The organism is Pseudomonas sp. A014 (genome assembly GCF_052378495.1).
GTDB lineage: Bacteria > Pseudomonadota > Gammaproteobacteria > Pseudomonadales > Pseudomonadaceae > Aquipseudomonas > Aquipseudomonas machongensis.
This window is the reverse complement of record NZ_CP199001.1, coordinates 2,923,295-2,938,213: the sequence shown is the minus strand read 5'-3', so window position 1 is coordinate 2,938,213 and position 14,919 is coordinate 2,923,295. Positions and strand designations below refer to the sequence as shown.

Here is a 14,919-nt window from a genome sequence, read left to right as displayed (position 1 = left end):
GCCCTGTCGCGGGGCACGCCCGCGCCAGGGCCGACACGTTCAGGCCGGCAATGATCAGCTGCGCTTGAGCACCAGCGTCAGGATGTCGTAACTGGCCACCAGTTCACCGAGCTGGTTGGTCACCTCCACATCCCAGGCCACCACCCCTTGCGGCTGCCCCAACGGGCTGGTCTTGCCCTGGTCGATCTTGCGCTTGCAGGTCAGGCGCGCCTGGATCGTGTCACCGATCCCCACCGGGTTGATGAAGCGCAGGGTGTCCAGCCCGTAGTTGGCCAGTACCGGCCCTTCGCCTGGCGATACGAACAGCCCGGCCGCCGCTGACAGCACGAAGTAGCCATGGGCGATGCGCTTGCCGAACTGCGACTGCTTGGCGGCGATCTCGTCGAAGTGCATGTAGAAGTGGTCGCCCGACAGGCAGCCGAAGTTCACCAGGTCCGCTTCGGTGACGGTACGTCGGTGAGTCAGCAGCGATTCGCCGATGCGCAGTTCATCGAAGTAGCGACGGAACGGGTGCACCTCGGTCTCGATCACTTCGGCGCCGCGCACGTGCTCGCCGGTCACCGCCGCCAGCATGCTTGGCGAGCCCTGGATCGCGGCACGCTGCAGGTAGTGCTTGACCGCCCGCAGGCCGCCGAGCTCTTCGCCGCCCCCCGCACGCCCGGGGCCGCCGTGCTTGAGCTGTGGCAGCGGCGAGCCGTGCCCGGTGGACTCCGGCGCGGCTTCGCGATCGAGCACCAGCAGGCGGCCGTGCCAGGCGGCGGCCGCGGGAATGGCCTTGGCGGCGATGGCGCGGTCGCGGGTCACCAGGGTCGCCACCAGGCTGCCCTTGCCACGCGCGGCCAGGACCAGGGCTTCGTCCAGGTCCTCGTAGGCCATCAAAGTGCTGACCGGGCCGAACGCCTCGATATCGTGTGCGCCGCCTTCGGCGTGTGGGTCGCGTGCGTGCAGCAGGGTCGGGGCAAAGAACGCACCTTCGGTTACACCTTCGCCCACCGGCGAGAAGCCGTCGTCGGCGCCGAACAGCTGGTCGCAGCTTTGCAGCAGGCTGCGCACGCGCTCACCGACGTCACGCTGCTGGTCATGGGAGGCCAGCGCGCCCATGCGCACGCCTTCGACCGACGGATCGCCCACCACCACCTTGGCCAGGCGCTCGCGCAGGCGGCTGGCGACGGCATCCAGGTGCCTGGCCGGCACGATGGCGCGGCGAATGGCGGTGCATTTCTGGCCCGCCTTGGTGGTCATCTCGCGTACCACTTCCTTGACGTACAGGTCGAACTCCTCGTCGTCGGGGGTCACATCCGGCCCGAGGATGGCGCAGTTCAGCGAGTCGGCCTCAGCGGTGAAGGGCACCGAGTTGCGCACCAGGTTCGGTGTCATGCGCAGCTTGGCAGCGGTGTCGGCGGAGCCGGTGAAGGTCACCAGGTCCTGGCCTTGCAGGCGCTCGAGCAAATCGCCGGTGCTGCCGATCACCAGTTGCAGGCTGCCGGGCGGCAGCAGGCCGGATTCGTCGATCAGGCGCACTACCGCTTCGGTCAGGTAGCTGGTAGAGGTCGCGGGCTTGACGATGCACGGCATGCCGGCGAGGAAGGTCGGTGCGAACTTCTCCAGCATGCCCCAGATCGGGAAGTTGAAAGCGTTGATGTGCACCGCCACGCCTGCCCGTGGCACCAGGATATGGCTGCCGGCAAAGCGCCCTTGCTTGCCCAGTGGGATGGCCGGGCCTTCGTGCAGCAGGTTGCCCGAGGGCAACTCGCGGGTGCCGATGCCGGAGTAGGAAAACAGCGTGGCGTTGCCGCCTTCGATGTCGATCCAGCTGTCGGCACGGGTCGCGCCGCTGTGGTGGGAGAGGGCGTAGAGCTGCTCCTTGCGCTCGGCCAGGTACAGCGCCAGGGCCTTCAGGCGGGCGGCGCGCTGTTGAAAGTCCAGGGCCATGAGCCCGGCGAGGCCCTGGCGGCGGCCGAAATCCAGCGCTTCGGCGAAGTCCGGGCGTTCCTCATGGCTATAGGCGAGGACCTGCCCATCGAGGGCGCTGCGCAGGGCCTGGGCGCCGTGCTGGCCGATCCAGCGACCGGCGATGAAGCTCTGCAGGGTGTGGGCTTCAGACATGCTGTTCTCCTTTGAGGGGCGCGGTTACCACAGCGCCAGGGTGTAGCCGATGATCAGGCGGTTCTCGTCCACGGCGTTGGTCAGGCCATTGCCGGAACGGAAGGTGACGTTGCGCCAGCGCAGGCTGACGTCCTTGAACGGGCCGCTCTGGATGACATAGGTGATGTCGGTGTCGCGCTCGCGTTCGCGGCCATTGCTGAGGGTCGCGGTTTTGGCGTGGCGACCGTCGGTGTAGCGGGTCATGAAGCTCAGGCCCGGAATGCCCATCGCGACGAAGTCGTAGTCGTAGCGCACTTGCCAGGAGTCGAGACCTGCGCGGGTGAAGGTGTTGTAGGTGACCAGGTTGACGGTGTAGGGGTCGCCACCGTTGAGAAACGGAAACGCGCTGTCGCCGGACATCTGCTGCCAGGTGGCGCTGAACTTGTGGGCTTTCACGCCCAGGGTGAACATGGCGTTGAAGTTGCGGTTGTCGATGCTGCCTGCGCGTTCGGCGCCGTCGCCGCGGCTGTCGAAGTAGCGCAAGTCGCTGCGCAGGCTCATCCCTTCGCCCAGCGGCTGGGTGTGCAACAGACCCAGGTATTGCTGGCGATAGATCTCGTCGAGCTTGGCGTAGTAGTAGCTGACGCTGGTCTGCGGGGTGATCGCGTAACTGCCGCCGCCGAAGTCGAAGTGGTCGCTGCTGGCCGCGCCGTAGCCGATGTCGTCGCGTCCGGATGAGTCGCGCAGGTTGGCCTTGGTCAGACGTCCGGCGTTGACGGTCAGGCCCTTGAGCTCCTGGCTGGTCAGCAGGCCACCCTGGAAGGTCGATGACAGCAGGCGTGTGTCGTTGTACACCACCACGGGCAGAATCGGCTGTAGGGTGCCCAGGCGCAGGGTGCTCTTCGATACGCGCAGCTTGCCGGTCAGCCCCAGCTCGCTGTAGTCGTCCACCGGTTCCAGGCTGTGCGGGCCGAACGGCAGCAGGCCGGTGTTGCGCCGGTCGCGGCTGGAGTCGAGCTTGATCCCCAGTTGCCCCATGGCGTCCACGCCCAGGCCTATGGGGCCTTCGCTGAAGCCCGATTCGAAGCGCGCGGTGAAACCCTGGGCCCATTCCTCGGCCTTGGATTGCGGCGCATTGGACTGGCGGAAGTCGCGATTGAGGTAGTGGTTGCGCAGCTCGACGCGGGCGTGGCTGTCAGCGATGAAATCCGCCATGGCCGGCAAGGGCAGGGCGAGGGTGGCCAGCCAGGCGGCCGACTTGAGACGAGTGTGGTTCATTGTTGTTATATCCGACATTCGAGGTTCAAGGGTTCAGTGCTTGCTGGCGCCGGCAGCGCCGATCCCAGTCATGGAACGAATGAACTGGCCAAGGTAGCGACCACGCTCTTCGCTGGCCCGTTGCGAGCTGTCGGTGACCGAGAAGGCCCAGGCACCGAGAAAGGCCAGGCTCATGGAGAAGAGTGCCGGGTTGCTGTAGGGGAACAGCGCGCGCTCGTTGTGCAGCACGTTGACCCACACCGCCGGGCCCAGCACCACCAGCACGATGGCCGAGACCAGCCCGGCCATGCTGCCGGCTACCGCGCCGCGGGTGGTCAGGCCTTTCCAGAACATCGAGAGCAGCAGCACCGGGAAGTTGACCGAGGCGGCAATCGCCAGCACCAGACCCGAGAGGAAGGCGATGTTCTGCGATTCGAACAGCAACCCCAACAGCACCGCGAGCAGGCCGATCAGCAGGGTGGCGATGCGCGACATGCGCATTTCTTCCTGCTCGCTGGCCTGGCCCTTGCGCACGACGCAGGCATAGAGGTCGTGGGAGATCGCCGAGGCACCGGACAGCGCCAGGCCTGCGACCACGGCAAGAATCGTGGCGAAGGCCACTGCCGAGATGAAGCCCAGGAACAGGTTGCCCCCCACGGCCTGGGCCAGGTGCACGGCGACCATGTTGCCGCCGCCGATGATCGCGCCGCTGGCGTCGCGGTAGGCCGGCTCGGTCCCCACCATGACGATGGCGCCGAAACCGATGACGATCAGCAGCAGGTAGAAGTAGCCGATAAAACCCGTGGCGTAGAACACGCTCTTGCGGGCTTCCTTGGCGTCACTGACGGTGAAGAACCGCATGAGAATGTGCGGCAGCCCGGCGGTGCCGAACATCATGCCCAGCCCCAGCGAAATGGCGTCGATGGGATTGGACAGCAGTGCGCCGGGGGCCATGATCGCCTGGCCCTTGGCATGCACTGCCACGGCGCTGGCGAACATCGCCTCGGTGCTGAAGCCGAAATGCTTGAGCACCATGAACGCCATGAAGGTGGTGCCCGACAACAGCATCACCGCCTTGATGATCTGCACCCAGGTGGTGGCGAGCATGCCGCCGAAGGTCACGTACAGCACCATCAGTACGCCCACCAGGGTGACGGCGTAGAGGTAGCTGATGCCGAACAGCAACTCGATCAGCTTGCCGGCGCCGACCATCTGCGCCACCAGGTACAACAGCGCGACGGTCAGCGTGCCGAACGCGGCGCTCAGGCGTACCGGGGCCTGGGCCAGGCGGTAGGAAACCACGTCGGCGAAGGTGTACTTGCCCAGGTTGCGCAGGCGCTCGGCGATCAGGAACAGGATGATCGGCCAGCCAGCGAGTACGCCCAGGGCATAGAGCAGGCCGTCGTAGCCGTTCATGAACATCATCGCCGAGATGCCGAGGAAGGACGCGGCGCTGATCATGTCCCCGGCGATCGCCAGGCCATTCTGCATCCCAGTGAGGCCACCGCCTGCGGTGTAGAAGTCACTGGTCGAGCGGGTGCGGGCCGCGGCCCAGCGGGTCACCAGCAGGGTGAAGCAGACGAACACCATGAACATCGAGATGGCAGTCCAGTTCATTGCGCGCACTCCTGGCGAACCTTGTCGTTGAGTGGATCGATGACGCTGTTGGCGCGGTGCATGTAGATGCCGGTCAGGGCGAACGACAGCAGCACCATCAGCACACCCACCAGCATGCCGACGCTGGTGACGCCGCCATTGAGCGACTGGCCGAGCAGGCCGGGGGCGAAGGCCACCAGCAGCACGAAGCCGTAGTAGGCGGCAAGCATGGTCAGGGTGAGGCTGCCGTTGAGACGGCGCTTGCGGCGGATCAGTTGCTGGAAGTCGGGGTGCTTGCTGATGGAGTCGATGTGCTCGGGTGTCATGGGAAGCGGTCCTCTGTCTTGTAATTGTTTTTTCAGGTCACGCAGGGTGTTGCAGGGTTGCTGGCGGCCTCATCGCGGGACGAGCCCGCTCCCACAGGTACAGCGGTGACCATCGGTCTTGTGGGAGCAACGGTCTTGCTCAAAATTTGAAGTCCAGCCCAGTTCCTGCGGGAGCAGGCTTGTCCCTTTAAAGTCCAGCCCAGTCCCTGTTGGGGGCAGGCTTGTCCCTTTAAAGTCCAGCCCAGTCCCTGTTGGGGGCAGGCTTGTCCCTTTAAAGTCCAGCCCAATCCCTGTGGGAGCGGGCTTGTCCCGCGATGAGGGCGCCGCGGTCTCAAAGTTGATCGAAATCCAGCACCACGCGGTCGCTCAGCGGATACGTCTGGCACGACAGCACATACCCCGCCGCCACCTCGTAATCCTCCAGCGCATGGTTGCTGTCCATTTCCACCTCGCCCTCGATCACCCGGCACTTGCAGGTCGAGCACACGCCGGCCTTGCACGAATAGGGCAGCTCGGCGCCAATGGCGTTGCCGGCATCGAGAATGTTCTGACTGTTGCGCGGCAGGTCGAAGGCCAGGGCACGGCCATCGCTGATCACGGTGATATGGCTCAGCGCCGAGTCCAGTTGGTGCGCCGCCTCGCGGGCTTCGCGCCTAGCCTCGTTGCCAGCGGCGGCAAACAGTTCGAAATGGATGCGTTCGCGCGGCACGCCGTTGTCTTCGAGGCTGGCCCGCACGGTTTCGGTCATCGCCTGCGGCCCGCAGATAAAGGCGGCATCGAGGGCTTGCACGTCGAGCCAGCGAGAGAACAACTGGCCGCACTTGTCAGCATCGATTCGGCCGTTGTACAGGTCGACATCCTGCTGTTCGCGGCTGAACACGAAAATCAGGTTCAGGCGGTCCAGGTAACGGTTCTTCAGGTCTTCCAGGCGATCGCGAAACAGTGCGCTGTTGCTGGCGCGGTTGCCGTACAACAGGGTGAAGCGGCTGTTGGGCTCGCAGGCCAGGGTGGTGGCGATGATCGACAGGATCGGGGTGATACCGCTGCCGGCGGCGACCCCCAGGTAATGGCCATGGCGTTCGGCCTGCAGTGGAACGAAGAAGCTGCCGCTGGGCGGCATCACGTCCAGTTGCTGGCCGACCGCGAGCACATCGTTGGCGAATGCCGAGAAACGCCCGCCCGGCACGCGCTTGACCGCTACGCGCAGCTCGCCGTCCTGCACGGCACTGCAAATCGAGTAGGAGCGGCGCACTTCCTCATCGTCGAGAAAGGTGCGCATCACCAGGTACTGGCCCTGGGTGAAGCGGAACGCGTCCTGCAGATGGGCTGGCACGTCGAAGGCGATCGACACGGCGTCGCGTGTCTCGTGACGCACTTGCTTGATGGTCAGGCTGTGAAACTGGCTCATGGTCGTCTCCACGGCTCAAATGCATTTGAAATAGTCGAACGGCTCCAGGCACTTGCGGCAGCGATAAAGCGCCTTGCAGGCCGTGGAACCGAACTGGCTGAGCAGTTCGGTGTGGGCGCTGCCGCATTGCGGACAGCACACCTGGGGGGCTTCGCCGAGCAGGCTGCGCTTGCTGGCACTGCCCTGTGGCGGGGCGATGCCATAGACACGCAAGCGTTCGCGGCCCTGATCGCTGATCCAGTCGGTGCTCCAGGCCGGGGTCAGGCGGCGTTCCAGCGCTGGCTGGGCAAAACCGGCCTGTTCCAGGGCCTGGCGGATATCGCCCTCGATCACCTCGGTGGCCGGGCAGCCGGAGTAGGTAGGGGTCACCACCAGGTGCAGATGGCCGGCGCGCCAGTCCAGGTCGCGCACGATTCCCAGGTCGACCACGCTGACCACCGGCACTTCCGGGTCCATGACCTGCTCCAGCACCGCCCAGGCCCGCGCCAGGTCGCCCTCGCGCAGGCTGCGGGCGCCCCGGTCGCCAGCGATCAGCTCACCAGATCGCATCGGGGTAGGCCCGTGGCAGGAACTGCATCTCGGCCAGCAGCAGGCCCAGGTGTTCGGTGTGCAAGCCCTTGCGACCGCTCAGGTAGAAGTGACTGGCGGGCGTGGGTTGCGGGAGCTCGACCGAGGCGAAGATGGCGCTGACCTGGGCGAGCCAGGCTTGCCCAACTTGCCCCGGGTCGGCGGCAATACCCGCGGCGGCCAGGCGCGTCTCGCTTTCATTGCCCTGGCTCAGCTCCACGGTGAAGCGCCACAGTGCCGGGATTGCCGCGAGCATGCGGCGACGGCTTTCGTCGGTGCCGCCGCCCAGACGCTGCACCCACTCACCGGAGCGGCGCAGGTGGTAGGTGACCTCCTTGAGCGCTTTGGCCGCGATGCCGGCAATGCGCGGATCGCTGGAGGCGCACAGGCCTTCGAGCATCGCCAGGTGCCAGGCGTCGTAGAGGAATTGCTTGGCCATGGTCACGGCAAAGTCGCCGTTGGGTTGCTCGACCAACAGCAGGTTGTGGAAGGCGCGTTCGTCGCGGCGAAACGCCAGGGCGTCGGCATCGCGACCGTCGTCGAGCAGTTCGGCGGCGTACTCCAGCCAGTTGCGCGCCTGGCCGATCAGGTCGAGGCCGACATTCATCAGGGCCAGCTCTTCTTCCAGTGCCGGGGCGTGGCCACACCATTGGCACAGGCGCTGGCCCTGGATCAGGGCGCTGTCGCCGAGCAGCAAGAGGTAGGGGATCAGATCGTCGTTGTGCATGGCGGGCCTCACATGTGTCCGACTTCGTCAGGCAGCTCATAGAAGCTGGCATGGCGGTAGACCTTGTCGTCCGAAGGGGCGAACAGCGGGTCTTTTTCATCAGGCGAGGAGGCGGTGATCAGCGCCGAAGGCACCACCCACAGGCTCACGCCTTCGCTGCGCCGGGTGTACAGCTCACGGGCGTTCTCGATGGCCATGGCCGCGTCGGCGGCATGCACGCTGCCCACGTGCTTGTGGTTCAGGCCGTGCTTGCTGCGCACGAATACTTCGTAGAGGGTCCAGACAGACATGTTCGATCTCCGCATCGGTCGCCGCTTCAGGCGGCGTTCTTGTTCTGTTGCTTGCGCGCATAGGCCACGGCGGCCTCGCGTACCCAGGCCCCGTCTTCGATGGCCTGGCGACGGGTGGCGACCCGCTCCTGGTTGCAGGGGCCGTTGCCCTTGATCACTTCGTAGAATTCGTCCCACTGGATTTCACCGAAGTCGTAGTGACCGCGCTCGGCGTTCCACTTCAGTTCCGGGTCCGGGGCGGTGCAACCGAGCAGCTCGAGCTGCGGCACGGTCTGGTCGATGAAGCGCTGGCGCAGTTCGTCGTTGGTCTGGCGCTTGATCTTCCAGGCCATCGACTGGGCGCTGTTGGGGGAGTGTTCGTCACTGGGGCCGAACATCATCAGCGAGGGCCACCACAGGCGATTGATTGCGTCCTGGACCATGTCCTTCTGCGCCTGGGTGCCGTGGCGCATCATGGTCAGCAGCAGCTCGTAGCCCTGGCGCTGATGAAAACTCTCTTCCTTGCAGATACGGATCATCGCGCGCGAATAGGGGCCGTAGGAGGTGCGTTGCAGTACCACCTGGTTGACGATCGCCGCGCCGTCGACCAGCCAGCCCACCGCGCCCATGTCGGCCCAGCTCAGGGTCGGGTAGTTGAAGATGCTTGAGTACTTGGCCTTGCCGCTGTGCAGCTTGGCGATCTCTTCGTCGCGGTCGGCGCCGAGGGTTTCCATGGCGCTGTACAGGTACAGGCCATGGCCGGCTTCGTCCTGGATCTTGGCCATCAACTGCAGCTTGCGCTTGAGGCTCGGCGCGCGGGTGACCCAGTTGCCCTCGGGAAGCATGCCGACGATTTCCGAATGGGCGTGCTGGGAGATCTGGCGGATGAGGGTTTGGCGGTAGGCCTCGGGCATCCAGTTTTTCGGTTCGATCTTGATCTCGGCGTCGATCTTCTCCTGGAAGTGGCGCTCTTCGGGCGACATCTCTTCCAGTGACTTGACACGTTTGACGCCGGTTTCGACTAGCTGTGCGTACATGTTCGGGCTCCCGCCTCAGGGGTGGTTGGGGCATGGAGTCTTTTATAAGCGATACGTGATCCAACATCAAACACAAAATCATGTATCAGATAAAATTGTGTATCACATTACGCCTCATCGTGGGGCTGTGGGAGCGGGCTCGTCCCGCGATAGGGCCGGCAAATCCGGCGCAAAAAAAAAGCCCCGGACCAGGCCGGGGCCGAAAAAGGCAGCCGAATCGAAAGTCAGCTGGCCAACCGTTTGTCGTAGACGTGGCAAGCCTTGCCCTCTGAGCGCTTCAGCGTTCCGCAGGGCTGCAGGCGAATCTGCGTGCTGATGCCGATGTAGGTCTTGATCTGCTTGCTCAGCTCACCCACAAGCGCCTTGCGCGTAGCGTCGTCCAGGTACTGGCTGTCGGCGCGCAACTCCACGTGCACTTCCACGCTGTCGAGATTGCCATTGCGATACAGATGGATCTCGTAAAGCTCGGAAAGCTGTTTTATTTTCAGTACCTGCTCTTCGATCTGCGTAGGGAACACGTTGACCCCGCGGATGATCAGCATGTCGTCGCTACGGCCGGTGATCTTGCCAATGCGCCGCATCGGCCGTGCCGTGCCGGGCAGCAGACGGGTCAGGTCGCGGGTGCGGTAGCGCACCATCGGCAGCGCCTCCTTGCTCAGCGAGGTGAACACCAGCTCGCCCAGTTGCCCGTCCGGCAGGACCTCGCCGGACACCGGGTCGATGATCTCGGGGTAGAAATGGTCTTCCCAGATGGTCGGGCCGTCCTTGGTCTCGATGCACTCCATGGCCACGCCTGGCCCCATGATTTCCGACAGGCCATAGATGTCCAGGGCGTTGATGCCCAGGCGTTGCTCGATGGAGCGGCGCAGCTCGTCGGTCCAGGGCTCGGCACCGAAGATGCCCAGGCGCAGCTTGAGGTCGTTGGGGTCGATGCCCTGGCGCTCGATCTCATCGGCCAGGTTGAGCATGTACGAGGGCGTGACCATGATGATGTCGGGCTGGAAGTCGCGGATCAGTTGCACCTGCTTCTCGGTCTGACCGCCTGACATGGGGATCACCGTGCAGCCCAGGCGCTCGGCGCCATAGTGAGCGCCCAGGCCACCGGTGAACAGGCCGTAGCCATAGGAAACATGCACCTTGTCGCCCTTGCGTCCGCCTGCGGCGCGGATCGAGCGGGCGACCACGTTGGCCCAGGTGTCGATGTCGTTCTGGGTATACCCGACCACCGTTGGCTTGCCCGTGGTGCCGCTGGAGGCGTGCAGGCGTACCACTTCTTCCTGGGGGACGGCAAACATGCCGTAGGGGTAGTTGTCGCGCAGGTCGCTCTTGCCGGTGAAGGGGAAGCGCGACAGGTCCTCGAGCGACTTCAGGTCGTCCGGGTGGGCGCCGCAGGCGTCGAAGCGCTGACGGTACAGTGCCACCTTGTCGTAGGCGTGGCGCAGGCTCCAGCGCAGACGTTCGAGCTGGTGCTGGCGCAGCGCATCGACACTGGCAGTTTCCATGGGGTCAAGCAGGGCGCGTTCGGCATCGTGGTACATGTTCATGGCTTCACTCGAGTTGTTCTTGTACGCCGGCCCGTCGAGGGGCCGTGAGTGTCATGGTGGGCAGCATACTGCCCGTTGCAGCGTGGGTCGCGGTCCGTTGGTCGAAGTGCCTCAAAGGCGTTCGATCACCATGGCGATGCCCTGGCCGACGCCGATGCACATGGTGCACAGCGCGTAGCGGCCGCCGGTCAGTTCCAGCTCATGCAGCGCGGTGGTGACCAGCCGCGCGCCGCTCATGCCCAGCGGATGCCCCAGGGCGATGGCGCCACCGTTGGGGTTGACCCGTGGATCGTCGTCGGCAACACCCAGCTCGCGCAGCACTGCCAGCCCTTGGGCCGCGAAAGCTTCGTTGAGCTCGATCACGGCCATGTCGGCCAGGGCAAGACCGGTCAGCTCCAGCACCTTGCGCGTCGCAGGCACCGGGCCGATGCCCATGATGCGCGGCGCGACACCTGCTGCGGCCATGCCGACGATTCGCCCGCGGGCCTTCAGGCCGTGGCGGCGGGCTGCGCTGCTGCTGGCCAGCAACAGTGCGCACGCACCGTCGTTGACCCCCGACGCGTTGCCGGCAGTGACGCTGCCACCTTCGCGAAACGGCGTGCCAAGGCGCGCCAGCTGCTCCAGGGTGGTGTCGCCGCGCGGGTGTTCGTCTTGCTCGACCAGCTTGGGCGGGCCCTTGCGCTGGGCGATCTCGACCGGGACGATTTCCCGCGCCAGGCGGCCATTGGTCTGGGCGGCGGCGGCCTTGTGCTGGCTGCGCAAGGCAAAGGCATCCTGGTCGGCGCGCGAGATGCCGAACTGCTCGGCGACGTTCTCGGCGGTCTCGGGCATCGAGTCGATGCCGTATTGGGCTTTCATCAGGGGATTGACGAAGCGCCAGCCGATGGTGGTGTCGAACAGTTCCGCACTGCGGCCGAAGGCCTGTTCGGCCTTGCCCATGACGAAGGGCGCGCGGGACATGGATTCGACGCCGCCGGCCAGCATCAGCCCGGCCTCGCCACAGCGCAGGGCGCGGGCGGCGTTGCCGATGGCGTCCAGGCCGGAGCCGCACAGGCGGTTGAGGGTGGTGCCCGGCACCTCGACAGGTAGCCCGGCCAGCAGCGTGGCCATATGCGCAACGTTGCGATTGTCTTCGCCGGCCTGGTTGGCGCAGCCGAGGATCACATCGTCGATGGCGTGCCAGTCCAGTGTCGGGTGGCGGGCGATCAAGGCTTTGATCGGGATCGCCGCCAGGTCGTCGGCACGCACGCTGCTCAGGGCGCCGCCGTAGCGGCCGATGGGCGTGCGCACGGCGTCGATGATCAGGGCGTCGTTGAGGGTCGGTTCAGTCATCTTGCGTCTCCTGCGTCAGCACGCTGCCGCGCAACTTGTAGGACTTGCCATGGAACAGCGCCACCAGCTCGCCACGCTGGTTTTCCAGGCGCACGTCGTAGAGGCCGGTGCGGCTCTTGCGCACCAGCTCGTGGGCGGTGGCGGTCAACTGGTCGCCGAGCAGCGCCGGGGCCACATAATCGATGCTGCAGCCCAGGGCCACAGTGGCCTCGTCGTGGCTGTTGCAGGCAAAGGCGAACGCCGAATCGGCCAGGGCGAAGAGAAAGCCGCCGTGGCAGGTGCCGTGGCCCTGGATCATGTCGGCGCGTACGGTCATGCGCACGGCAGCGCTGCCGGGGCCGGCCTCGAGCAGTTCGATGCCCATGCCTTGAGTGGCCCGGTCACGGGCGTACACGGCGTCGGCACAGGCGCGGGCCAGCACTTCGGGCGTGCGAGGTGTGTCAGTCATGCAGGCGGCCTCCTTCGGCATGGGTGCGGCGCAGCAGCAGGGAAGGGCGATAGCGTTCTTCGCCGTAGGCCTGCTGCAGGTGTTCGAGGGTGCGCAACGTGTGGGCAAGGCCGATGCGTTCGGCCCAGGCCAGAGGCCCCAACGGATAATTGACCCCGGCGCACATGGCCAGGTCGATGTCGGCCGCCGAGGCGACACCTTGCAGCACGGCATCGGCGGCTTCGTTGGCGAGCATGGCCACCGTGCGCAGCACGGCCAGGCCCGGCAGGTCGGCCAGGGCGCTGACGTTGAAACCGGCACGCTGGAGCAGCGCGACAACCTGATCGCGGGCTTCGATCGTGGTGTTCCTGGCCCAGGTAATCGCGATGCGTGTCGCGCTGCTGTAATCCAGGGCAAGGTCGATCAGGACCAGGTTCTGCAGGCCGTCGTCGCGGGCGCGCTGGCTGGCCAGGCGACCGTCGGACAGGGCCAGGGTGGCATCGCCAATGCGCAACAGGCCCTGGCCGGCGCGTCGGGTCAGTTCGACACCGCTGGCGCTCAGGCGCTGCAGCAGCGGCTGCATGACACCGAGGTCGCCCTCGACCACGCAGCGTGTAACTTCGGCAGAGCTGCGCAATTCGGCAGGCTGCGGGCGTTCGGCGCCTTCGCGGTAGTCATAGAAACCTTGGCCGCTCTTGCGCCCCAGGCGCCCGGCGGCCACCAGTTCCTTTTGTACCTGCGAGGGCTGGAAGCGCAAATCCCCGTAATAGGCGTCGAACACCGAACAGGTGACGGCGTAGTTGACGTCATGGCCGATCAGGTCGGTGAGTTCGAACGCGCCCATGCGGAACCCGCCAGCCTCGCGCAACAGCGCGTCGAGGCTGGCGCAATCGGCGGCACCTTCCTGCAGCAGGCGCAGGCTCTCGGCATAGAACGGACGGGCCACGCGGTTGACGATGAAACCGGGGGTGGAGCGTGCATGCACGGGCTGCTTGCCCCAGGCCTTGGCGGTGTCGTACAGCGTATCGGCCACCGCCGGTTCGGTCGCAAGCCCCGACACGACCTCGACCAACGCCATCAAGGGGGCAGGATTGAAGAAATGCATGCCGATCACGCGCTCGGGTCGGGCCAGCCCCGCTGCCAGGCGGGTAATCGACAACGACGACGTATTGCTGGCGAGGATACAGGTTTCAGCGCAGAGGGCTTCAAGCTGGCGCAGCAGTTGCTGCTTGATATCGAGGTCTTCCACGATCGCCTCGATCACCAGCGCCGCATCGGCCAGGGCCTCGAGCGACTCGGCAGGCTGCAGGCGGGCTATGGTCGACTCGCGCTCGCAGGCGTTCAGCTTGCCTTTGTCCACCAGGCGCGCCAATTGCCGAGCAATGCCGTCGATGGCCTGCGCTGCGGCGCCCGGGCGATTGTCATAAAGCCGGACCGCATGCCCGGTCTGGGCTGCAACCTGGGCAATGCCGGCCCCCATGGCGCCAGCGCCGATCACCGCAACCTGAGCTTCAATGTGCAGGGCACTCATCTCAGCACCCCTTGAACACGGGCGTACGCTTTTCCATGAAGGCGCTGACGCCTTCGCGGTAGTCGTCGCTGCGCCCGGCCAGGCGTTGCAGGTCGCGCTCGAGCGTCAGTTGCTGGTCGAAACTGTTGTCGAAGCTTGCGTTGAGGCTGCGCTTGATCAGCGCCAGGCCGTAGGTGGGCTGAGCGGCCAGGTGCCGGGCCAGGCGCAGTGCTTCGTCGCGCAACTCGGTGTCGTCGACCACGCGGTGAATCAGCCCCCATTGCTCGGCCTGTTCGGCGCTCAGGCGCTCGCCCAGCATCACCAGGGCCTTCGCGCGGGCCATGCCGACCAGGCGCGGCAGCAGCCAGGTGCCGCCAGAGTCCGGGATCAGCCCGATGCGGCAGAACGCCTGGATGAAGCTGGCCGAGCGCGCGGCCAGCACCAGGTCGCAAGCCAGGGGAATATTGGCGCCGGCGCCGGCAGCCACGCCGTTGACCGCACAGATCACCGGCATCGGCAAGTCGCGCAGGCTACGGATCAGCGGGTTGTAGAACTGCTCGATCGACAGGCCCAGGTCGGGCCGCTCGGCACCGGGCGCGACGTTGCGGTCGGACAGGTCCTGGCCGGCGCAGAAACCGCGGCCTTCGCCGGTCAGCAGCAGGACCCGCGCCTGTTCGCTCTGGCGTACCTGCTTGAGAGCCTCGCGCACCTCCTGGTGCATGGCGGTATTGAAGCTGTTGAGTTGCTCGGGGCGGTTGAGCGAGAGGAGGGCGATGCCGTCCTCGATGGAAAACAGGATGTGCTGGAAGCTCATGGCAAGCGCGCTCCGTCAGT

13 protein-coding genes and 1 pseudogene are annotated in these 14,919 nt (G+C 65.8%); all 14 read right to left on the bottom strand.

Going from position 1 to position 14,919, the window contains the following annotated elements:
• Positions 1-54: 54 nt before the first annotated feature.
• Positions 55-2,106: a phenylacetic acid degradation bifunctional protein PaaZ gene (paaZ, locus tag ACTYOL_RS13430; protein ID WP_444758107.1), complete on the bottom strand. Its 2,052-nt coding sequence runs from the start codon at positions 2,104-2,106 to the stop codon at positions 55-57.
• Positions 2,107-2,130: 24 nt separating this feature from the next.
• Entirely contained in the window at positions 2,131-3,363 is a 1,233-nt protein-coding gene (locus ACTYOL_RS13425) for an OprD family porin (protein WP_444758106.1), read from the bottom strand.
• Between the two features lie 33 nt (positions 3,364-3,396).
• Positions 3,397-4,965 (bottom strand): annotated as a pseudogene (locus ACTYOL_RS13420) (cation acetate symporter); the annotation flags it as partial.
• A complete protein-coding gene (locus ACTYOL_RS13415) occupies positions 4,956-5,264 on the bottom strand; it encodes a DUF485 domain-containing protein (protein WP_200602409.1) in 309 nt (102 codons plus the stop codon). The gene ACTYOL_RS13415 and the pseudogene ACTYOL_RS13420, both read right to left, overlap by 10 nt.
• A 331-nt stretch (positions 5,265-5,595) precedes the next feature.
• Positions 5,596-6,672 (bottom strand): 1,2-phenylacetyl-CoA epoxidase subunit PaaE, encoded by a 1,077-nt coding sequence (paaE, locus tag ACTYOL_RS13410; protein ID WP_153773670.1) that lies wholly within the window; start codon positions 6,670-6,672, stop codon positions 5,596-5,598.
• Between the two features lie 15 nt (positions 6,673-6,687).
• Positions 6,688-7,221 carry a 1,2-phenylacetyl-CoA epoxidase subunit PaaD gene (gene paaD, locus ACTYOL_RS13405; protein ID WP_444758105.1) on the bottom strand — a complete coding sequence of 178 codons (534 nt, stop codon included), beginning with the start codon at positions 7,219-7,221 and terminating at the stop codon, positions 6,688-6,690.
• Complete coding sequence (paaC, locus tag ACTYOL_RS13400; protein ID WP_444758104.1) at positions 7,208-7,966, bottom strand: 1,2-phenylacetyl-CoA epoxidase subunit PaaC; 759 nt, start codon at positions 7,964-7,966, stop codon at positions 7,208-7,210. Before paaC ends, paaD begins: the two co-directional genes overlap by 14 nt.
• Before the next feature lie 8 nt (positions 7,967-7,974).
• Entirely contained in the window at positions 7,975-8,256 is a 282-nt protein-coding gene (gene paaB, locus ACTYOL_RS13395) for a 1,2-phenylacetyl-CoA epoxidase subunit PaaB (RefSeq protein ID WP_004374528.1), read from the bottom strand.
• Between the two features lie 26 nt (positions 8,257-8,282).
• Positions 8,283-9,272, bottom strand: coding sequence for a 1,2-phenylacetyl-CoA epoxidase subunit PaaA (paaA, locus tag ACTYOL_RS13390; protein WP_065863738.1), 990 nt, complete (start codon positions 9,270-9,272; stop codon positions 8,283-8,285).
• Positions 9,273-9,496: 224 nt separating this feature from the next.
• Positions 9,497-10,816, bottom strand: a complete 1,320-nt coding sequence (gene paaK, locus ACTYOL_RS13385; protein ID WP_112898306.1) for a phenylacetate--CoA ligase PaaK — start codon at positions 10,814-10,816, stop codon at positions 9,497-9,499.
• A 111-nt stretch (positions 10,817-10,927) separates the two neighbouring features.
• The gene (gene pcaF, locus ACTYOL_RS13380; RefSeq protein WP_444758103.1) at positions 10,928-12,148 is read right to left on the bottom strand and encodes a 3-oxoadipyl-CoA thiolase; all 1,221 of its coding nucleotides are present in this window, start codon (positions 12,146-12,148) and stop codon (positions 10,928-10,930) included.
• Entirely contained in the window at positions 12,141-12,596 is a 456-nt protein-coding gene (gene paaI, locus ACTYOL_RS13375) for a hydroxyphenylacetyl-CoA thioesterase PaaI (RefSeq protein WP_444758102.1), read from the bottom strand. Before paaI ends, pcaF begins: the two co-directional genes overlap by 8 nt.
• Positions 12,589-14,106 (bottom strand): 3-hydroxyacyl-CoA dehydrogenase PaaH, encoded by a 1,518-nt coding sequence (gene paaH, locus ACTYOL_RS13370; RefSeq protein WP_197890884.1) that lies wholly within the window; start codon positions 14,104-14,106, stop codon positions 12,589-12,591. The genes paaI and paaH overlap by 8 nt, the downstream gene beginning before the upstream one ends.
• A gap of 1 nt (position 14,107) precedes the next feature.
• Entirely contained in the window at positions 14,108-14,899 is a 792-nt protein-coding gene (gene paaG, locus ACTYOL_RS13365; RefSeq protein ID WP_197890886.1) for a 2-(1,2-epoxy-1,2-dihydrophenyl)acetyl-CoA isomerase PaaG, read from the bottom strand.
• Positions 14,900-14,919 lie beyond the last annotated feature (20 nt).